Below are 19116 nucleotides of genomic sequence, written 5' to 3'. Positions count from 1 at the left end.
TGCCTCTCACTCCACGGTGGCTCACTCCACCGTCACGGACTTCGCCAAGTTTCTCGGCTGGTCCACCTCGTTGCCGCGGGCGGTCGCCAGTTCGCAGGCGAAGACCTGCAACGGCACCGTCGAGACCAGCGGCTGAAGGAGCGTCGGCGTGACCGGGATACGGATGAGATGGTCCGCGTACGGCACCACCGCCTCGTCCCCCTCCTCCGCGATCACGATCGTCCGCGCCCCCCGCGCCCGGATCTCCTGGATGTTGGACACGATCTTGTCGTGCAGCACCGAACGGCCGCGCGGCGACGGTACGACGACCACCACCGGCAGGTCCTCCTCGATCAGCGCGATCGGACCGTGCTTCAGCTCACCGGCGGCGAAGCCCTCGGCGTGCATGTAGGCCAGTTCCTTCAGCTTCAGCGCGCCCTCCAGCGCCACCGGGTGGCCGACGTGCCTCCCGAGGAAGAGCACCGTGCGCTTGTCGGCCAGGGAGCGTGCCAGCTCCCGTACGGGCTCCATCGTCGCCAGCACCCGCTCGACCTCGTGGGAGATTCGCGACAGTTCGCGGATGACGGCCCGGATCTCGTCACCGTACTTCGTGCCGCGCAGTTGCCCCAGATACAGCGCGACCAGATAGCAGGCCACGAGCTGCGTCAGGAACGCCTTCGTCGAGGCGACCGCGACCTCGGGGCCCGCGTGCGTGTAGAGGACGGCGTCCGACTCCCGCGGGATGGTCGAGCCGTTGGTGTTGCAGATGGCCAGGACCGTGGCGCCCTGGTCGCGCGCGTGCCGCAGCGCCATCAGCGTGTCCATCGTCTCGCCGGACTGGGAGATCGCGACGACGAGCGTACGGGTGTTCAGGATCGGGTCCCGGTAGCGGAACTCGCTCGCCAGCTCCACCTCGCAGGGGATACGGGTCCAGTGCTCGATGGCGTACTTGGCGATCAGACCGGCGTGGAAGGCGGTCCCGCACGCGACGATGACGACCTTGTCGGCCGCGCGCAGCACGCGCGGCGGGATCCGTACCTCGTCCAGCGTCAGCGAGCCCTCGGCGTTGATACGGCCGAGGAGGGTGTCCGCGACGGCCTTCGGCTGCTCGGCGATCTCCTTGAGCATGAAGTAGTCGTAGCCGCCCTTCTCGGCGGCCGACGCGTCCCAGTCGATGTGGTACTCGCGCACCTCGGCGTGCGCGCCGTCGAAGTCGGTCACCCGTACGCCGTCCCGGCGCAGCTCCACCACCTGGTCCTGGCCCAGCTCGATCGCGGAGCGCGTATGGGCGATGAAGGCGGCGACGTCGGAGGCGAGGAAGGCCTCGCCGTCGCCCACGCCCACCACGAGCGGCGAGTTGCGGCGCGCGCCCACGACGACGTCCGGCTCGTCCGCGTGCACGGCGACCAGCGTGAACGCGCCCTCCAGCCGCCCGCACACCTGCCGCATCGACTCGGCCAGCTCGCCGCAGGCCGAGAACGCCTCGGCGAGCAGATGCGCCACGACCTCGGTGTCGGTCTCGGAGGCCAGGTCGTGCCCGCGGTCGCTCAGCTCGGTGCGCAGGGCGGCGAAGTTCTCGATGATCCCGTTGTGCACGACGGCGACGCGGCCCGCGTTGTCGATGTGCGGATGGGCGTTGGCGTCGGTCGGGCCGCCGTGGGTGGCCCACCGGGTGTGGCCGATACCGGTGGGGCCACTCGGCAACGGCCTCTCCACCAGCGCCTTCTCCAGATTGACGAGCTTGCCCGCCCGCTTCGCCGCGGCCACCTGGCCGTCGGCGACGACCGCGACCCCGGCCGAGTCGTACCCCCGGTATTCGAGCCGCTTGAGACCGGCGACGACTACGTCGAGCGCTGACTGTCCACCGACATATCCTACGATTCCACACATGAGCGGCAGCCTACGGCGGGGGACCGCGAGGTCCCGGGAACGCTCGCCCCCGACATCCGCGAAGGTCGGCCGACCGCCCCCGACCTGGGGCGACCGTCCTGCCCCACTACTCCATGCGATACGGGTTTGTCACCGAAAGCCTCTGGTGGCGGCCACCTCCCAGCGCCTTCAATGGATGACCGTGACGATGACCGCGACGCTGCGCACCTTGATCACCCTGCCGCGGATGCTCCGCCACGGCGCGGCCGTCGGCGCGTATCTGCCCCCCGACGCGTCCGTCGTCATCGACCCGCCGACGCCGGAGCTGCGCACCGCGCTCACCGCCGCGTACGCGGGTGACCATGTGCCGGCCAGGGACCTCCTCGCGGCCACCCGGCTCGGCGCCGAGTGGGAACGGCGCGGCGGATACGTGCCCCGGCTGGCCGAGAGCGCGCTGCACAGCCCCGGCTGGCTGGACGCGTGGCTCGCCGGGTCGCCGCGGGATCCGGACGCCCTGCTGGTGAAGGCGGAGCACCGCGTCCAGCAGGCGTGGGAGATACGGACGGGGGCCAGGGCGAGCGATGTCTCGCCCGACCAGTTCCGGGCGTTCTTCGCGCTGCTCGACGACGCGGTCCCGGTGATCGACGCGGCGACCGAGCTGAACCCCACCGACCCCGTGCCGTGGCAGATCGCACTCACCCACGCGCGCGGCAGCCAGGCGCCGCGCGAGGTCTTCGACGCGTACTGGGCGGAGGCGACCGCCCGCGCGCCGCACCATTACGGCTGCCATCTCTCGGCGCTCCAGTACCTGTGCGACAAGTGGTACGGCTCGCACGAGGAGATGTTCGACTTCGCGGAGCGCGCGGCGCGGGAGGCCCTGCCGGGCTCGAAACTGCACGCGCTGCCGCTGCTGGCGGCCGTCGAGTACGACGTGGTGTCCGACGGCGCCCCGTCGGAGGGCGGCGGCCCGATCGAACGGTCCCGGATCCACGCGGCGCTGAAGCGGGCGCAGGAGCTGTCGGACGCGTACCCGCACGGCGACCCGGAGGTGGCCGGGGTCCGCAACCACCTGGCGCTGATGCTGATCCTGGCGGACCGGCACGGGGAGGCCCTGGAGCAGTTCCGGGCGGTGGGGGTGCACGCGACGGAGTACCCGTGGGCGTATCTCGGGGACGCGCGGGGGGAGTTCCTGGACTTCCGGGCGGGCGTACGGATGCATGTCGCGGCGCGGATGCCGTTCTTCTCCCGCCCGAAGCCGTACGAGTCGAAGCCCGCCGCTTCCGCCTTGCCCGCCCCTTCCGCCCCGTACTGTCTGGCGCTGGTCGCGGCCCCGCCGCACGCCGTCGTGGACGCGGCGCTGATGTGCGGTGTCCCGCTGCGGATAGCCCCGGCGCCGGGAAGATCCTCGTACGTCGAGCTCGCCGCCGACTCCGAGCCCGGCGTGCGCGCCACGCTCCTCGGCGAGGACCGGCTCACGGCCGCGGCCGACAACATCACCACGGGCGAACCGTGGCCGGCGCTGATCCTGCGCCGGACGGGCGACCGCTACGGCTTCACCCTCCTCCGGCGGGGCAAGAAGCTCGCCGACCACAACTGGGACCCGGCGGCGCCGGTCCCCGACCACGCGGCCGTCACCGCCACGGCGGACGCGCTGGCGGAGGCGTACGGCGTCACCGACACCCGCCCGCTCACCAACCTCCTGCGCGGCTCGGACGCCCCGGCCCGCCGCCAGTCGGCCCTGGTCGCGGCGCTCGGACTCCCCCCGGTCCCCCCGGGCTTCGGCACCCGCGACGAGATCCTCACCACCCTCCCCGACGCCCAGATCCTGGCCCGCCGCGGCTTCCTGGCAGGGATCCTGGACACCCTCTCCGGCGACCCCGCGGGCCGCCCGCCACTCCCCCGCCGCCGTCGCTGGTGGGCCCTGCGCGTCACCGCGCTGGTGCTGTTCACCCCGGTGACGGCGTACGCCTGGTGGGACCCGGACATCGGCTGGCTGCGCGCATCCCTGTCGACGATCGCGACGTGCTACATCGCGGGCCAGCTGACGGGCGCGTGGCGGCGGCGCGGGCGGATCGCGAAGGACTGAGCCCCGGGCCGCCCCGGGCCAGGGGGATCTGACGCCACGTGATCCACCCCACCCCCCACAACCACCCCCCACCCCCGACAATGGCGACGTGATCACACCGTCTTCGTCAGCACACCCACGGAGCGCCCAGCGGCGCGCCGAGCACGGGCCGACCCCCTTCGTCGACCTCAGCCGCGCCGAGTGGAGCGCGCTGCGCGACAAGACCCCGCTGCCGCTCACCGCCGAGGAGGTCGAGCGGCTGCGCGGGCTCGGGGACGTCATCGATCTGGACGAGGTACGGGACGTCTATCTGCCGCTCTCGCGGCTGCTCAACCTGTACGTGCGGGCCACCGGCCAACTCCGGGGCGCGCTCAACACCTTCCTCCAGGACGCCGGCAACGGCCACGGCGCCCAGCGCGGCACCCCCTTCGTCATAGGCGTCGCCGGAAGCGTGGCCGTCGGCAAGTCGACCGTCGCCCGGCTCCTCCAGGCGCTGCTCGCCCGCTGGCCCGAACACCCGCGCGTGGAGCGCGTGACCACCGACGGGTTCCTGCTGCCGATGAAGGAGCTCCAGGCACGCGGTCTGATGTCACGCAAGGGCTTCCCGGAGTCGTACGACCGCCGGGCCCTGACCCGCTTCGTCGCCGACATCAAGGCCGGCAAGGACGAGGTGACGGCGCCCGTCTACTCACATCTCAAGTACGACATCGTGCCGGACGAGACACTGACCGTACGGCGCCCCGACATCCTCATCGTCGAGGGCCTGAACGTCCTCCAGCCGGCCCTCCCCGGCCAGGACGGCCGTACCCGCGTCGGTCTGGCCGACTTCTTCGACTTCAGCGTGTACGTCGACGCGCGCGCCGAGGACATCGAGACCTGGTATCTGAACCGGTTCCGCGAACTGCGCCAGACGGCCTTCCAGAACCCGTCCTCGTACTTCCGCAAGTACACCCAGGTCTCTGAGGAAGAAGCTCTCGACTACGCGCGCACCACCTGGCGCACCGTCAACCGGCTCAATCTCCTGGAGAACGTGGCACCCACCCGCAGCCGTGCCACCCTGGTCCTCCGGAAGGGCGCCGACCACAAGGTCCAGCGCCTGTCCCTCCGTAAACTCTGAACTCCGTATGAGTGTCTGAGAGCCGCCGTGCTGCATCTGCGCCTGATAGTCCCCGCCGACCTGACCGACCGCGTCGTGAGCACCCTGGAGCGGACCGTCGGCGCCACCCATCTGGTGGTCGTCCCGGGCGCCGCCCGCGATCCGGCGGGCGATCTCGTGCTGTGCGACGTCGCGCGCGAGGCGGGCGACGGGCTCATCGGCGAACTGCACGCGCTCGGACTCGACGAGAAGGGCTCGATCGCCGCCGACAACATCGCTCTCTCCCTGTCCCGGCGCGCCGATCAGGCGGAGAAGGACGCCCCGGGCGAGGGCGCCGACGCCGTGCTGTGGGAGCAATTGGCGGACGCGACACACGAGGAGTCCACCCTCTCGGTCACGTATCTCGCCTTCCTCACCCTCGCGACGATGATCGCCGCCTGCGGTGTGGTGCTGGACAACGCGATCCTGATCGTCGGGGCGATGGCCGTGGGGCCCGAGTTCGGGCCGCTCGCCGGGCTCTGTACGGCGGTGGTACGGCGCTCCGCACGGCTCGCCCTGCGCTCACTGGCCGCGCTGCTCGCGGGGTTCGCCGCCGCGATGGTGCTGACGACCGGCTTCAGCCTGCTGATGAACGCGTTCGGCCTGTTCCACGAGTCCATGCTGGAGGCGGACCGCCCGAACACGTCCTTCATCTTCAACCCGGACCTGTTCTCCCTGGTGGTCGCGGTGCTCGCGGGCATCGCCGGCATGCTCTCGCTGACCTCGGCGAAGTCCGGGGCGCTCGTCGGCGTCGCCATCTCGGTGACCACGGTCCCCGCGGCCGCGAACGCCGCCGTCGCCCTCGGCTACGGCGATCTGAACCAGGTGTGGGGCTCCAGCGGCCAGCTCCTGATCAACCTCGGCGGCATCATCGCCGCCGGGACGCTCACCCTGCTGGTCCAGAAGGCGCTCTGGGGCGGAGGACGCGGGAAGCCGGTGCCCGGGACGGTGCCCGAGAGCCACTGACCTCCCGCCCCGACTCCCTTACCCCAGCGCCGACTTCACCACGTCCGCCAGGCGCCCCGCCACCGCGCGCGCCTGTTCGATGTCGGCCGCCTCCACCATCACCCGTACCAGCGGCTCCGTGCCCGAAGGCCGCAGCAGCACCCGGCCCGTCGACCCGAGCTGCTCCTCCGCCTCGGACACCGCCGCCGCCAGCTCCGCCGATGTCGTGACGCGCGACTTGTCCACGTCCGGCACATTGATCAGCACCTGCGGCAGCCGCCGCATCACGCCCGCCAGGTCCGCCAGCGAACGGCCCGTGCTCGCCACGCGCGCCGCCAGCATCAGGCCGGTCAGCGTGCCGTCGCCGGTCGTCGCGTGGTCGAGGACGATGACATGCCCGGACTGCTCGCCGCCGAGCGCGTAACCGTGCTCCTTCATCGACTCCAGCACGTAACGGTCGCCGACCGCCGTCTGTACGAGGCTGATGCCCTCACGCTCCATCGCGATCTTGAAGCCGAGGTTGGACATCACCGTCCCCACGACCGCGTTCTCGCGCAGCGTCCCCGCCTCGCGCATCGCGACGGCCAGCACCGCGAGGATCTGGTCGCCGTCGACCTCCTCGCCCGCCGCGTCCACGGCCAGGCAGCGGTCCGCGTCGCCGTCGTGCGCGATGCCGAGGTCCGCGCCGTGCTCGACGACCGCGGCCTTCAGCAGGTCCAGATGGGTGGAGCCGCAGCCGTCGTTGATGTTCAGGCCGTCAGGCTCCGCGCCGATCGTGACGATCTCGGCGCCGGCGCGCGTGAACGCCTCCGGCGACACACGGGCCGCGGCTCCGTGCGCCTCGTCCAGGACGATCTTGAGCCCGTCGAGCCGGTTCGGCAGCACCCCGATGAGATGCGCGACGTACTGGTCGAAGCCCTCGTCGTAGTCCCGGACCCGGCCCACGGCCGCGCCGGTCGGCCGCGCCCACGGGGCACCCGTGCGGTGCACGGTGTTCTCCAGATACGCGGCCTCGATCCGGTCCTCCAGCTCGTCGGCCAGCTTGTGACCGCCGCGCGCGAAGAACTTGATGCCGTTGTCCGGCATGGCGTTGTGGCTCGCGGAGAGCATCACGCCGAGGTCGGCGCCCAGCGCACCGGTGAGATACGCCACCGCGGGGGTGGGCAGCACACCGACGCGCAGGACGTCCACGCCCGCGCTCGCGAGACCCGCCACCACGGCGGCCTCCAGGAACTCACCAGAGGCACGCGGATCGCGCCCCACCACCGCTGTCGCCCGATGGCCCTCGAACGTGCCCGCCTCGGCGAGTACGTGTGCCGCCGCGACCGAGAGGCCGAGCGTCAGCTCCGCCGTCAGATCCGCGTTGGCAGTACCGCGCACGCCGTCCGTGCCGAAGAGTCGTCCCACAGCTGTCCCTCCGAAAAACGCTCAGAAATTGCCCCGAAGAGCTCCACCAAGATCCAAGGAGAACACGGGGATTGCCCGGCGGATCATCCAGGGGATCGGGAAGCTCGGAAAACGAACGCCCCGGCAGCACGGAGTGCCGCCGGGGCGAACATATGCCATACATACGCCGTGAAGCCGTAAGTGCCCTGGTTCCTGGCGCGGTAAGGCCGAGCGAGCGGTTTAGCGCTTGCTGTACTGCGGCGCCTTGCGGGCCTTCTTGAGACCGGCCTTCTTGCGCTCGACCGCGCGGTCGTCACGGCTCAGGAAGCCGGCCTTCTTCAGCGGGGCGCGGTTGTTGTCCACGTCCGCCTCGTTCAGCGAGCGGGCCACACCGAGGCGCAGCGCGCCGGCCTGGCCGGAGACGCCGCCGCCCGAGATACGGGCGATCACGTCGTAGCGGTTGTCGAGTTCGAGCACCTTGAAGGGCTCGTTGACAGCCTGCTGGTGCACCTTGTTGGGGAAGTAGTCCTCAAGGGTGCGCCCGTTGATCTTCCACTTGCCGGTGCCCGGAACGATCCGGACGCGGGCGATGGCGTTCTTGCGACGGCCCAGGCCGGCAGCCGGCTGGGGGTCGCCGAAGCGGGAAGCCAGCGACTCGGAGGTGTACTCACCCTCGACGGGGGTCTCCGACTCGAAGGTCGTCACCTCGGCGAACGTCTCCTCGCCCTCGGGGGCGTCGACGGGGGTCTCTGCGGTGGTCTCGGCCACGATGTTCCTCAGATTTCTTTTCGTCTTAGGCGGTGGCCGGGATTACTGCGCGACCTGGGTGATCTCGAACGGGACCGGCTGCTGGGCGGCGTGCGGGTGCTGGTCCCCCGCGTATACCTTCAGCTTCGAGAGCATCTGACGGCCCAGGGTGTTCTTGGGGATCATGCCCTTGATGGCCTTTTCCACAGCCTTCTCGGGGCTCTTCGCGAGCAGCTCGTCGTAGCGGACGGAACGCAGACCACCCGGGTAGCCGGAGTGGCGGTACGCCATCTTCTGGGTCTTCTTGTTGCCGGAGAGGTGGACCTTCTCGGCGTTGATGATGACGACGAAGTCGCCCATGTCCATGTGCGGGGCGTAGGTCGGCTTGTGCTTGCCCCGGAGGAGGTTCGCTGCCGTAGTCGCCAGACGGCCCAGGACGATGTCCTGCGCGTCGATGATGTGCCACTGGCGCGTGACATCGCCGGGCTTGGGGCTGTACGTACGCACGGTCGTAGCCTTCGCTTCTTCAGTGAGTGGGTCCTGACAAGGCCACCCGGACGATCACGACAGCCCTGGCAGACAAACGGGGACGCAACCCGTGCCTGCCGCTGGATCATCGGCCCGGTGGACCGGCGTAAGGGCCTCTCACGTGAGAATGAACAAGCCAATACGCATAACGAACCAGAAGGATACCCAGGGTGCGCCGTACGGGTCAAAACGAGGCCACCGGGCCCCGGCCCGAAATCAGCCCGCCCGGCGTTTGAGGGCACGGCCGAAGGCCGTACGGGGTCCGGGGCAGCGCCCCGGTTTCGGGAAGGGGCGGGTAGGGGAACAGGCCCGCCGCAGGCGCCACTACCGCGCCCGCACCACCCGCCGCTCGTCCCACACCGGCTCCGCCGTCTCCCGCACCACCCCGTCCGACCCGAAGACCAGATAGCGGTCGAAGGACTTGGCGAACCACCGGTCGTGCGTGACGGCGAGCACCGTCCCCTCGTACGCCTCAAGCCCGTCCTGAAGGGCCTCCGCCGACTCCAGGTCCAGGTTGTCCGTCGGCTCGTCCAGCAGCAGCGCCGTCGTCCCGCCCAGCTCCAGCAGCAGGACCTGGAAGCGCGCCTGCTGCCCGCCCGACAGCTTCTCGAAGGGCTGGTCCCCCTGCCGCTCCAGCTCGTAACGCCGCAGCACGCTCATCGCGCCGCCCCGGTCCTTCGCGTGCTCGGTCCACAGGATGTCGACCAGGGTCCGTCCCAGCAGCTCCGGATGGGCGTGGGTCTGCGCGAAGTGGCCTGGTACGACACGCGCGCCCAGCTTCCAGCTGCCCGTGTGCGCGACCGACGGGTCGCCCGCGAGCAGCCGCAGGAAGTGCGACTTGCCGGAGCCGTTCGACCCCAGGACCGCGACCCGCTCGCCGTAGAAGATCTCCAGCGAGAACGGCTTCATCAGACCGGTCAGCTCCAGGTTCTCGCAGGTCACCGCCCGTACGCCGGTACGTCCGCCCTTGAGCCGCATCCGGATGTCCTGCTCGCGCGGCGGCTCAGGCGGCGGCCCTGCGTCCTCGAACTTCTTGAAGCGCGTCTGCATGGCGCGATAGCGCGACGCCATGTCGGGGCTGATCGCCGCCTGCTGCCGCAGCCGGTGCACCAGCGCCTTCAGCCGCGCGTGCTCCTCGTCCCAGCGCCGCTTCAGCTCCTCGAAGCGCGCGAAGCGCTCGCGCCGGGCCTGGTGATACGTACCGAAGCCGGCGCCGTGCACCCACACGTCCGACCCGGCCGGGCTCGGCTCCACGCTCACGATCTTCTCCGCCGCCCTGGCCAGCAACTCCCTGTCGTGGGAGACGAACAGCACAGTCTTGCGCGTCTCTTTGAGCCGCTCCTCCAGCCACCGCTTCCCCGGCACGTCGAGGTAGTTGTCCGGCTCGTCCAGCAGCAGGACCTCGTCGGGCCCGCGCAGCAGCGCCTCCAGAACCAGCCGTTTCTGCTCGCCGCCCGACAGCGTGGTCAGCGCGCGGAACTGCGCCTTCTCGTACGGGACACCCAGCGCGGCCGTCGTGCACACGTCCCACAGGGTCTCGGCCTCGTACCCGCGCGCCTCCGCCCAGTCGCTGAGCGCCTGCGCGTACCCCATCTGCGCGGCCTCGTCGTCGACCGTCATGATCAGGTGCTCGGCCTCGTCCACCGCGCGGGCCGCCTCGCGGATCCGCGGCTGCGCGACCGAGACCAGCAGGTCACGGACCGTACGGTCGTCGCGCACCGAGCCCACGAACTGCGACATGACACCGAGCCCGCCGCTGACCGTCACCGTGCCGCCGTGCGGCTGGAGCTCCCCGGCGATCAGCCGCAGCAGCGTCGTCTTACCCGCGCCGTTGGCCCCCACGAGCGCCACGACGGCGCCCTCGCCGACCCGGAACGAGGCATCGCCGAGAAGCACCCGTCCGTCCGGTAGGTAGTACTCCAGATGCGCGGCCTCTAGATGTCCCATGCTCCGCATTGTCACCGCCAAGGTCCCGCTCTCCAACCGAATTCCGCTTACGGCGGCGGGCTCGTCCGGCGCTAAACTCCCGCCATGAGCTTTGGTCAAGGGGGGCCCTACGGACCGCCCCCGCAAGGGCCGTACGGATCGCGCGACCCGCAGGGACAGACACCGGACTGGGCCGCGCTCGCCGACGCCTCGGCGCAGCGGGCGAGGCGCAGGCGGTGGATGCTGATAGGCGGCGGCGCGCTCGCCACCGCCGCCGTCGCGGCGATCGTCGCGACGGCCGTCGTGTCCACGAACGGCGACGGTGACCGGGCGGGCGGCAAGAACGCGAGCGACCTGCCCGCGCCGCCCGATCTGCCCAGCGAGAGCGCCGAGCCCGAGCCGTCCTTCTCCGAGGCCGTGCCGCTGCCGCCGCCGGACCCGAAGGACTTCATCTCCACCGAGGACAAGGACACGGCGCCTCTCGGCGCCGACACCCTCTTCCCCGGCTCCAAGCTGACGATGGGCGACCGCGAGTACACGAAGGGCGCCACGAACCGCACCACGAACTGCGCGGGCGCGACCCAGGGCGACCTCGGCTCGATCCTCGCCTCCAACACCTGCGACCAGGTCATCCGCGCCACGTACACCCGCGAGGGCACGGCCGTGACCGTTGGCGTCGCCGTCTTCTCCACCGAGACGCAGGCGCTGAAGGCGAAGAAGGAGGCGCGCGGCGGGCTGGCCTCGCTCTCCGGGTCGGGTGTCCCGACGTTCTGCCGGGGCGGCACGATCTGCCGCAAGACCACCAACTCGGTGGGCCGGTACGTGTACTTCACCGTCGGCGGCTTCACCAACGGCAAGGACGTCGTGAAGACCGACAAGGACGTCTACACCACCGGGGACGACGTCGCGGAGTTCACCTTCCTCCAGATCCGCAAGCGCGGCGAGACGCAGGCCTCAGCAGCAGCCACCGCACCCGTCGACCAGTGACGTCGTAGCACCCGTGCCCGTCCCCCCGGCAGCCGGCAGGGTCCGCTTGTTGCGGGCCAGCCGGTTGCGCTCGGCGAGCTGGTCGTCGGCCGGGTAGCCGACCTCCTCCAGGGTGAGTCCATGGGGCCGTACGACATGGACGGCCGAGTCCCGCACCCCGGCGGCCAGCACCTTCGCCGGCCACTCCACGGGCCGGTGCCCGTCGCCGACGAACAGCAGCGCGCCCACCAGCGAGCGCACCATGTTGTGGCAGAAGGCGTCGGCGCGCACGGTCGCGGTGACGACGCCGTGCGCGTCCCGCTCCCAGTCCAGCCGCTGGAGCGTACGGATGGTCGTCGCGCCCTCGCGCCTCTTGCAGTACGCGGCGAAGTCGTGCTCCCCGAGCAGCCCCGCCGACGCGGCGTTCATCGCGTCCACGTCCAACGCCCAGTCGTGCCACAGGACATGACCGCGCAGCAGCGGGTCGACGCCGCCGGGGCCGTCGGTGACGCGGTAGGCGTAGCGCCGCCAGACCGCCGAGAAACGGGCGTTGAAGCCCGGTGGGGCCTCCTCGACCCGCCACACCCGCACATCGTGCGCGAGGCGCCCCGCGAGGCGCCGCAGCAGCTTCTCCCGGTGCTCGGCCCACAGCTCGACGGGCAGATCGACGTGCGCGACCTGGCCGCGCGCGTGGACGCCCGCGTCGGTCCGCCCCGCGACGGTCAGCTCGTACGATCGCGCGGACCGGGTCACGACCTTCAGCGCGTCCTCGATGTCCCCCTGGACGGTCCGCCGGGTGGCCTGCCGCGCCCAGCCGGAGAAGTCCTTCCCGTCGTAACTGAGGTCCAGCCGCACCCGTACGAACCCGGGCGCCGCCCCCTCGATGTCCTCACTCACCCGCAGCTCCTCTCGCAACGGAACGGGCCCGCCCCCGTGAGGGGAGCGGGCCCGTCCGTCGGCCGGACACGTCATGGGGACGCTCAGGCGTCCTTGGACTCGTCCTTGGCCTCGGTCTCGACCGCCTTGGCGTCCTCGACGGGGGCGTCCTCCGTGGAGTCCGCCTCCTTCTTGAGGGCGTCTTCCTTGACGGCGCGCTTCGTCGCGGCCTCGGCCTCACCGGTGGCCTTCTGTGCCACGGTCAGGGCCTCGACCAGCTCGATGACCGCCATCGGGGCGTTGTCGCCACGACGGGGACCGATCTTGGTGATGCGGGTGTAGCCACCGGGGCGGTTCTCGTACCGCGGAGCGATCTCGGTGAAGAGCGTGTGCACGATGCTCTTGTCCGTGATCGTCTGGAGAACGAGGCGACGGTTGTGGATGTCGCCCTTCTTCGCCTTGGTGACCAGACGCTCGGCGACCGGACGCAGCCGGCGGGCCTTGGCCTCGGTCGTCGTGATCTTGCCGTGCTCGAACAGCGCCTTCGCTAGGTTCGCGAGAAGCAGCCGCTCGTGCGCGGCACTGCCGCCCAGACGGGCACCCTTGGCGGGCTTCGGCATGGTGTTACTCCTTCATATCTGCACCGGCCGTATCAGGTACCGGTGTCAGTTCCCCGCGGACGGATGTCCACGGAAAGAAAATCAGTACTGCTCGGTCTCCACGAACCCGGCGTCCGCGTCGTCGTCCGCGCCGAACGCGTCAGCGGCGGCGGTGGGGTCGAATCCGGGCGGGCTGTCCTTGAGGGCCAGGCCCATGCCGGCCAGCTTCGCCTTGACCTCGTCGATCGACTTGGCGCCGAAGTTACGGATGTCGAGCAGGTCCGCCTCGGACCGCGCCACGAGCTCACCCACGGAGTGGATGCCCTCGCGCTTGAGGCAGTTGTACGACCGGACGGTGAGCTCAAGCTCCTCGATCGGCAGCGCCAGATCCGCGGCGAGCGCCGCGTCCGTCGGCGACGGGCCCATGTCGATGCCCTCGGCGTCGATGTTGAGCTCGCGCGCCAGACCGAACAGCTCGACCAGCGTCTTGCCGGCGGACGCCATGGCGTCGCGGGGGCGCATGGCCTGCTTGGTCTCGACGTCGACGATCAGCTTGTCGAAGTCGGTGCGCTGCTCGACACGGGTCGCCTCGACCTTGTACGTGACCTTGAGCACCGGCGAGTAGATCGAGTCGACCGGGATACGGCCGATCTCCTGGCCCACCTGCTTGTTCTGGACGGCGGAGACGTAGCCGCGACCGCGCTCGACGGTCAGCTCCATCTCCAGCTTGCCCTTGCCGTTCAGCGTCGCCAGCACGAGGTCCGGGTTGTGGACCTCGACACCGGCCGGAGGCGCGATGTCGGCGGCGGTGACCAGGCCGGGGCCCTGCTTGCGCAGGTACATCACGACCGGCTCGTCGTGCTCCGATGAGACGACCAGCTGCTTGATGTTGAGGATGAGGTCGGTGACGTCCTCCTTGACGCCCGGCACGGTGGTGAACTCGTGCAGGACCCCGTCGATCCGGATGCTGGTGACAGCGGCTCCGGGGATCGAGGAGAGGAGCGTACGGCGCAGGGAGTTACCGAGCGTGTAGCCGAAACCCGGCTCCAGGGGCTCGATCACGAACCGCGAACGGTATTCGTCGACGACCTCTTCGGTCAGCGACGGACGCTGAGCGATAAGCATGAAAATGCCTCCAGTCTTGGCACCCGCTATTTGATGCCAACAGAACAAGGATACGGGCGGCACGGGGCGAAGGCCCCGTACCGCCCGCGACCCGTACCCCTAGGGGGTACGGAAGATCAAACGCGGCGACGCTTCGGGGGGCGGCAGCCGTTGTGCGGGGTGGGGGTGACGTCCTGGATCGAACCCACCTCCAGGCCCGTGGCCTGGAGCGAGCGGATCGCGGTCTCACGGCCGGAGCCGGGACCCTTGACGAAGACGTCGACCTTGCGCATGCCGTGCTCCTGCGCCCGGCGGGCGGCCGACTCGGCGGCCATCTGCGCGGCGAAGGGGGTGGACTTGCGCGAGCCCTTGAAGCCGACGTGGCCGGCGGAGGCCCAGGAGATCACGTTGCCCGAGGGGTCGGTGATCGAGACGATGGTGTTGTTGAACGTGCTCTTGATGTGGGCGTGCCCGTGAGCGACGTTCTTCTTTTCCTTGCGGCGCACCTTCTTGGCAGCGCCCTGACGACCCTTGGGGGGCATCTATTACTCCTACGGGAGGTGGTCGGTCCTACAGCGAAGACCGCTGATGAGCGTCCGCTGAGGACTACTTCTTGCCCGGCTTCTTCTTGCCGGCGATGGCGCGACGCGGACCCTTGCGGGTACGGGCGTTCGTGCTCGTGCGCTGGCCGTGGACCGGCAGGCCGCGACGGTGGCGCAGACCCTGGTAGCAGCCGATCTCGACCTTGCGGCGGATGTCGGCCTGGATCTCGCGACGGAGGTCACCCTCGGTCTTGAGGTTGGTGTCCACGTACTCGCGGAGCTTGACGAGGTCGTCCTCGGCAAGGTCGCGGACGCGCACGTTGGGGTCGACGCCGGTGGCGGCGAGGGCTTCCTTGGACCGGGTGCGCCCGATGCCGAAGACATAGGTGAGGGCGACCTCGACGCGCTTTTCGCGCGGGAGGTCAACGCCTGCGAGGCGTGCCATTCATGGCTCCTGAGTGATTTCGGAGGTCTTCCGCAGTGACTCTCCCGGACCGCTGTGCTCTCTCCGGGTCCCCGGCCTCCGCCGGAGGTGTCGGCGCCATCAGCTGGTGCGGATGGCGTCGGACACTGCGTATATACGTTGTCGCTCGCGTCGCGCGAAGTACTGCGAGATGCAGAGGGGGTCGTGCGTCAGCCCTGGCGCTGCTTGTGGCGCAGGTTGTCACAGATGACCATGACCCGACCGTGGCGGCGGATCACCTTGCACTTGTCGCAGATCTTCTTGACGCTCGGCTTGACCTTCATGGTGTGAGGTTCTCCGGGTCAGTGCCGGCACCCCGGGAAGGGGGCGAGGCAAGATCTACTTGTATCGGTAGACGATCCGGCCACGCGTCAGGTCGTAGGGAGACAGCTCCACCACTACCCGGTCATCGGGAAGGATTCGGATGTAGTGCATCCGCATCTTGCCACTGATGTGCGCGAGGACCTTGTGACCGTTCTGGAGCTCCACCTTGAACATGGCGTTCGGGAGGGACTCGATCACGGTGCCCTCAATTTCGATGGCACCTTGCTTCTTGGCCACGCTTCGCCCTTCGAATCGGCTACCTTGATCGATTCTGGACCCCCGAATGCGGACACACGGGTACACCAGAGCCGACGCGTCAGTCTACGGCAGGGCTCTCGAAAACACGAATCGGTGAGTTTGCCCACCCTTGGAGATCGTCAATCCCCTGATCCCCCGGATGCCCCGGGGGTCCGCTCACGCCAGCGGATCCGGCGCAGCCGTCACGCCCAGCTCCGCCAGCTTCGCCTTGCCCCCGACTGATCCTCCCAACGCCCCGCTCGCGGGCTCGGCGCCGGGGCGCCTCACAAGCTTCGCGCGGCTGTGCCGGACTCCGTCCGGCCGACCGGGCCGACGAGCCCGCTCACGCCAGCGGATCCGGCGCAGCCGTCACGCCCAGCTCCGCCAGCTTCGCCTTGCCCCCGTCGACCGCCGTCAGGACCAGCGGACCGTCCTCCGTCACCGCCACCGAGTGCTCCCAGTGCGAGGACCACGTGCCGTCGGTCGTGATGACCGTCCACTCGTCGGACAGGACCTCCGTGTGCGGCGTGCCGAGCGAGACCATCGGCTCGATCGCCAGGCAGAAGCCGGGGACCAGCTTCGGGCCCTTGCCGCGCTTGCGGGAAACGTAGTTCAGCAGATGCGGGTCCATGTGCATCTGGGTACCGATGCCGTGGCCGCCGTAGTCCTCGACGATGCCGTACTTGCCGCCGCCCGGCTTCGGCTGGCGGCGGATGTACGTCTCGATCGCCCGCGAGACGTCCACCAGCCGGGCACCGCCGCGCATCGCCGCGATCCCCGCCCACATCGACCCCTCCGTCACACGCGAGAGCTCGATCAGCTCCGGGGCGTGACCGCCGCCCACGAACGCCGTGAAGGCCGCGTCGCCGTGCCAGCCATCCACGATCGCGCCGGCGTCGATCGAGATGATGTCGCCGTCCTTCAGTACGGTCGTGGTGTCCGGGATCCCGTGCACCACCACCTCGTTGACCGAGGTGCAGATCGTCGCGGGGAACCCGCCGTAACCGAGGAAGTTGGGCTTCGCGCCATGGTCGGCGAGGACCTTGCGCGCGACCTCGTCCAGGTCCTTCGTGGTGGCGCCGGGCACCGCGGCCTCGCCGGTGGCCGCGTGGATCGCGGCCACGACCAGCCCGGCCTCGCGCATCTTCGCGATCTGCTCGGGGGTCTTGATCTCCACCATGACGGCGGCCTGCCTCACTCGGTCGAAGAAACGTTGTCTCAGCCGCGCGGCGTCCGCGCGGGCACATCTACGGTAGTCGCCCGGACAGCAGTACGGCCGTGGTGCCCACTCGGGCGCCCCGGCCGTATCACTGTGCCGTACAAGGTGGTACCGCGCTGAGAACCGGACCTAGGCGGCCCGGCCCCCCTCCTCCAGAGCCGCCATCGCGCGCTTGGTCACCTCGGCGACCTTGCCCAGCGCCGAGATGGTGACCACGAGGCCCTGCTCCCGGTAGTGGTCGATGATCGGCTCGGTCTGCGTGTGGTAGACCTCCAGCCGCGTGCGGACCGTTTCCTCGGAGTCGTCGTGCCGCTGGTACAGCTCACCGCCGCACACATCACACACGCCCTGCTCCTTCGGCGGGCTGTAGGTGAGGTGGAAGACGTGCGAGCTGTCCTTGCGGCAGGTGCGCCGACCGGCGATCCGCTTGACCACCTCGTCCTCGTCGACCTCCAGGTCCAGCACGGCGTCCAGATGCAGCCCCTCGGCCGTGAGCGCCTTGTCGAGCGCTTCGGCCTGCGAGACGTTGCGGGGAAAGCCGTCCAGAAGGAAGCCGTTCGCGGCGTCCGGCTGCCCCATCCGTTCCAGCGCCATCGCGATGGTGACCTCGTCGGGAACCAGGTTCCCGGCGTTGATGTAGCTCTTCGCCTGTTTGCCGAGGTCGGTGCCCTGGCTCATGTTGGCGCGGAACAGATCACCGGTGGAGATGTGTGGAATGGAGAGGTTCTCGGCGAGGTACGCAGCCTGCGTTCCCTTGCCGGCACCGGGCGGTCCGACGAGGACGATTCGCATCAGCGGAGGAACCCTTCGTAATTACGCTGCTGGAGCTGGCTCTCGATCTGCTTCACAGTCTCCAGACCCACACCCACGATGATCAGGATGCTTGTCCCGCCGAACGGGAAGTTCTGGTTCGCGCCGCCGAAGCCTGCCAACGCCATCGTTGGGACGAGAGCGATCAACCCCAGGTACAGCGAGCCCGGCCAAGTGATCCGGTTGAGTACGTAACTCAGATACTCGGCAGTAGGTCGACCGGCCCGGATGCCCGGGATGAAGCCACCATACTTCTTCATGTTGTCCGCTACTTCTTCGGGGTTGAACGTGATGGCCACGTAGAAGAAGGCGAAGAACACGACCAGCACGAAGTAGGTCGCGATGTAGTACGGATGGTCACCCTTGATGAAGTGGGCTTCGATCCAGGTCTTCCAGCCAGACTGCGAGCTGGAGAACTGCGCGATCAGCGCCGGGATGTAGAGCAGCGACGACGCGAAGATGACGGGGATCACACCCGCCTGGTTCACCTTCAGCGGGATGTACGTGGACGTACCGCCGTAGGACCTGCGGCCGATCATCCGCTTCGCGTACTGGACGGGGATCCGGCGCTGCGCCTGCTCGACGAAGACGACGAGACCCACCATCACGAAGCCGATCAGAATGACCGTGCCGAACTCGATCCAGCCCTGGGCGAGCTTGCCGCTCTCCTTGATGGCCCACAGCGCGCCGGGGAAGCCGGCGGCGATGGAGATGAACATCAGGATGGACATGCCGTTGCCGATGCCCTTGTCGGTGATCATCTCACCGAGCCACATGACGGCGGCCGTACCGGCGGTCATCGTGATGACCATCGTCACGGTGATGAAGATCGACTGGTCCGGAACGATCTCCGAGGCGACGGGGCAGCCGCTGAAGAGCGCGCCGCTGCGCGCGGTAGCCACCAGACCGGTGCCCTGGAGCACCGCGAGGGCGACTGTCAGGTATCGGGTGTACTGAGTGATCTTGGCCTGACCGGACTGCCCTTCCTTCTTGAGGGCTTCGAGTCGGGGGATGACCACGGTCAGCAGCTGCAGGATGATGCTTGCCGTGATGTACGGCATGATGCCGAGCGCGAAGATCGTAATCTGCAGCAGCGCTCCGCCGCTGAACATGTTCACCAAGCCGAACAGGCTGTTGTTGCCCTTCTGGGCTGCGTCGACACACGTCTGCACGTTCTCGTAGCTGACGCCCGGGACGGGGATGTGCGCCCCGAACCGGTACAGCACGATGATGAACAGCGTGAAGAGCAGCTTCTTGCGCAGGTCGGGCGTCTTGAACGCCCGGGCGAACGCGGTGAGCACGGTGCCTCCTGCGACCCCCGCGCTCGCGCGTCAAGGGTGACGGTCTTGAGGATCGACGGATACATATCAGGCAAAAAGCCACGCGACCACCCCTG

At 69.4% G+C, this 19116-nt stretch carries 19 protein-coding genes; 4 read left to right on the top strand and 15 right to left on the bottom strand.

All coding sequences use genetic code 11. The features are described from left to right. Positions 1–21: 21 nt before the first annotated feature. Positions 22–1869 carry a glutamine--fructose-6-phosphate transaminase (isomerizing) gene (gene glmS / locus ACFWV8_RS01155; protein WP_384196817.1) on the bottom strand — a complete coding sequence of 616 codons (1848 nt, stop codon included), beginning with the start codon at positions 1867–1869 and terminating at the stop codon, positions 22–24. A gap of 187 nt (positions 1870–2056) precedes the next feature. Here glmS and ACFWV8_RS01150 point away from each other — a divergent pair, with 187 nt between their 5' ends. The 3 genes from ACFWV8_RS01150 (at position 2057) to ACFWV8_RS01140 (ending at position 6014) form a co-directional block, all read left to right on the top strand. Next, positions 2057–3934 carry a hypothetical protein gene (locus ACFWV8_RS01150; protein WP_384196912.1) on the top strand — a complete coding sequence of 626 codons (1878 nt, stop codon included), beginning with the start codon at positions 2057–2059 and terminating at the stop codon, positions 3932–3934. 88 nt (positions 3935–4022) lie between these two features. Continuing rightward, a complete protein-coding gene (coaA, locus tag ACFWV8_RS01145) occupies positions 4023–5030 on the top strand; it encodes a type I pantothenate kinase (RefSeq protein WP_384196815.1) in 1008 nt (335 codons plus the stop codon). 27 nt (positions 5031–5057) lie between these two features. Next, the gene (locus ACFWV8_RS01140; RefSeq protein ID WP_384196813.1) at positions 5058–6014 is read left to right on the top strand and encodes a DUF389 domain-containing protein; all 957 of its coding nucleotides are present in this window, start codon (positions 5058–5060) and stop codon (positions 6012–6014) included. Positions 6015–6032: 18 nt separating this feature from the next. On the opposite strand, the gene glmM is transcribed toward ACFWV8_RS01140, so the two are convergent. From glmM to ACFWV8_RS01120, 4 genes are all read right to left on the bottom strand, one after another. Beyond that, entirely contained in the window at positions 6033–7400 is a 1368-nt protein-coding gene (gene glmM / locus ACFWV8_RS01135) for a phosphoglucosamine mutase (protein ID WP_384196811.1), read from the bottom strand. A 219-nt stretch (positions 7401–7619) separates the two neighbouring features. Continuing rightward, complete coding sequence (gene rpsI, locus ACFWV8_RS01130) at positions 7620–8147, bottom strand: 30S ribosomal protein S9 (protein WP_384196809.1); 528 nt, start codon at positions 8145–8147, stop codon at positions 7620–7622. A gap of 42 nt (positions 8148–8189) precedes the next feature. After that, positions 8190–8633 carry a 50S ribosomal protein L13 gene (gene rplM, locus ACFWV8_RS01125; protein ID WP_189107638.1) on the bottom strand — a complete coding sequence of 148 codons (444 nt, stop codon included), beginning with the start codon at positions 8631–8633 and terminating at the stop codon, positions 8190–8192. Positions 8634–8978: 345 nt separating this feature from the next. Next, positions 8979–10610: an ABC-F family ATP-binding cassette domain-containing protein gene (locus tag ACFWV8_RS01120; RefSeq protein WP_384196806.1), complete on the bottom strand. Its 1632-nt coding sequence runs from the start codon at positions 10608–10610 to the stop codon at positions 8979–8981. A 75-nt stretch (positions 10611–10685) separates the two neighbouring features. Here ACFWV8_RS01120 and ACFWV8_RS01115 point away from each other — a divergent pair, with 75 nt between their 5' ends. Continuing rightward, positions 10686–11567 (top strand): hypothetical protein, encoded by an 882-nt coding sequence (locus ACFWV8_RS01115; RefSeq protein WP_329383096.1) that lies wholly within the window; start codon positions 10686–10688, stop codon positions 11565–11567. On the opposite strand, the gene truA is transcribed toward ACFWV8_RS01115, so the two are convergent. From truA to secY, 10 genes are all read right to left on the bottom strand, one after another. Further along, positions 11535–12443: a tRNA pseudouridine(38-40) synthase TruA gene (gene truA / locus ACFWV8_RS01110; RefSeq protein WP_384196805.1), complete on the bottom strand. Its 909-nt coding sequence runs from the start codon at positions 12441–12443 to the stop codon at positions 11535–11537. The two genes, ACFWV8_RS01115 and truA, sit on opposite strands and share 33 nt — an antisense overlap. A gap of 83 nt (positions 12444–12526) precedes the next feature. Further along, the gene (gene rplQ / locus ACFWV8_RS01105) at positions 12527–13042 is read right to left on the bottom strand and encodes a 50S ribosomal protein L17 (RefSeq protein ID WP_384196803.1); all 516 of its coding nucleotides are present in this window, start codon (positions 13040–13042) and stop codon (positions 12527–12529) included. An 81-nt stretch (positions 13043–13123) separates the two neighbouring features. Then, positions 13124–14146 (bottom strand): DNA-directed RNA polymerase subunit alpha, encoded by a 1023-nt coding sequence (locus tag ACFWV8_RS01100; protein WP_003956430.1) that lies wholly within the window; start codon positions 14144–14146, stop codon positions 13124–13126. Between the two features lie 116 nt (positions 14147–14262). Continuing rightward, entirely contained in the window at positions 14263–14667 is a 405-nt protein-coding gene (gene rpsK / locus ACFWV8_RS01095) for a 30S ribosomal protein S11 (protein ID WP_003956432.1), read from the bottom strand. 64 nt (positions 14668–14731) lie between these two features. Then, a complete protein-coding gene (gene rpsM / locus ACFWV8_RS01090; RefSeq protein ID WP_384196802.1) occupies positions 14732–15112 on the bottom strand; it encodes a 30S ribosomal protein S13 in 381 nt (126 codons plus the stop codon). 188 nt (positions 15113–15300) lie between these two features. Further along, positions 15301–15414 carry a 50S ribosomal protein L36 gene (gene rpmJ, locus ACFWV8_RS01085; RefSeq protein ID WP_003956441.1) on the bottom strand — a complete coding sequence of 38 codons (114 nt, stop codon included), beginning with the start codon at positions 15412–15414 and terminating at the stop codon, positions 15301–15303. A 55-nt stretch (positions 15415–15469) separates the two neighbouring features. Then, entirely contained in the window at positions 15470–15691 is a 222-nt protein-coding gene (gene infA / locus ACFWV8_RS01080) for a translation initiation factor IF-1 (protein ID WP_003956442.1), read from the bottom strand. Between the two features lie 343 nt (positions 15692–16034). Then, the gene (map, locus tag ACFWV8_RS01075) at positions 16035–16871 is read right to left on the bottom strand and encodes a type I methionyl aminopeptidase (protein WP_384196910.1); all 837 of its coding nucleotides are present in this window, start codon (positions 16869–16871) and stop codon (positions 16035–16037) included. Positions 16872–17039: 168 nt separating this feature from the next. Further along, positions 17040–17702 carry an adenylate kinase gene (locus ACFWV8_RS01070; protein WP_384196801.1) on the bottom strand — a complete coding sequence of 221 codons (663 nt, stop codon included), beginning with the start codon at positions 17700–17702 and terminating at the stop codon, positions 17040–17042. Then, a complete protein-coding gene (gene secY, locus ACFWV8_RS01065) occupies positions 17702–19021 on the bottom strand; it encodes a preprotein translocase subunit SecY (RefSeq protein WP_078075536.1) in 1320 nt (439 codons plus the stop codon). The genes ACFWV8_RS01070 and secY overlap by 1 nt, the downstream gene beginning before the upstream one ends. Between the last annotated feature and the right edge of the window lie 95 nt (positions 19022–19116).

It is taken from the genome of Streptomyces sp. NPDC058665, from assembly GCF_042714995.1.
GTDB lineage: Bacteria > Actinomycetota > Actinomycetes > Streptomycetales > Streptomycetaceae > Streptomyces.
Note: the sequence above shows the minus strand (reverse complement) of the source record. Positions and strands in the feature narration are given on the sequence as shown.

Bases quoted from the DNA above. Each gene is read 5' to 3' on its own strand.
- glmS (WP_384196817.1), bottom strand. From the start codon at position 1,869: ATGTGTGGAATCGTAGGATATGTCGGTGGACAGTCAGCGCTCGACGTA.
- ACFWV8_RS01150 (WP_384196912.1), top strand. From the start codon at position 2,057: ATGACCGCGACGCTGCGCACCTTGATCACCCTGCCGCGGATGCTCCGC.
- ACFWV8_RS01120 (WP_384196806.1), bottom strand. From the start codon at position 10,610: ATGCGGAGCATGGGACATCTAGAGGCCGCGCATCTGGAGTACTACCTA.
- ACFWV8_RS01115 (WP_329383096.1), top strand. From the start codon at position 10,686: ATGAGCTTTGGTCAAGGGGGGCCCTACGGACCGCCCCCGCAAGGGCCG.
- rplQ (WP_384196803.1), bottom strand. From the start codon at position 13,042: ATGCCGAAGCCCGCCAAGGGTGCCCGTCTGGGCGGCAGTGCCGCGCAC.
- ACFWV8_RS01100 (WP_003956430.1), bottom strand. From the start codon at position 14,146: ATGCTTATCGCTCAGCGTCCGTCGCTGACCGAAGAGGTCGTCGACGAA.
- rpsK (WP_003956432.1), bottom strand. From the start codon at position 14,667: ATGCCCCCCAAGGGTCGTCAGGGCGCTGCCAAGAAGGTGCGCCGCAAG.
- rpsM (WP_384196802.1), bottom strand. From the start codon at position 15,112: ATGGCACGCCTCGCAGGCGTTGACCTCCCGCGCGAAAAGCGCGTCGAG.
- rpmJ (WP_003956441.1), bottom strand. From the start codon at position 15,414: ATGAAGGTCAAGCCGAGCGTCAAGAAGATCTGCGACAAGTGCAAGGTG.
- map (WP_384196910.1), bottom strand. From the start codon at position 16,871: ATGGTGGAGATCAAGACCCCCGAGCAGATCGCGAAGATGCGCGAGGCC.
- ACFWV8_RS01070 (WP_384196801.1), bottom strand. From the start codon at position 17,702: ATGCGAATCGTCCTCGTCGGACCGCCCGGTGCCGGCAAGGGAACGCAG.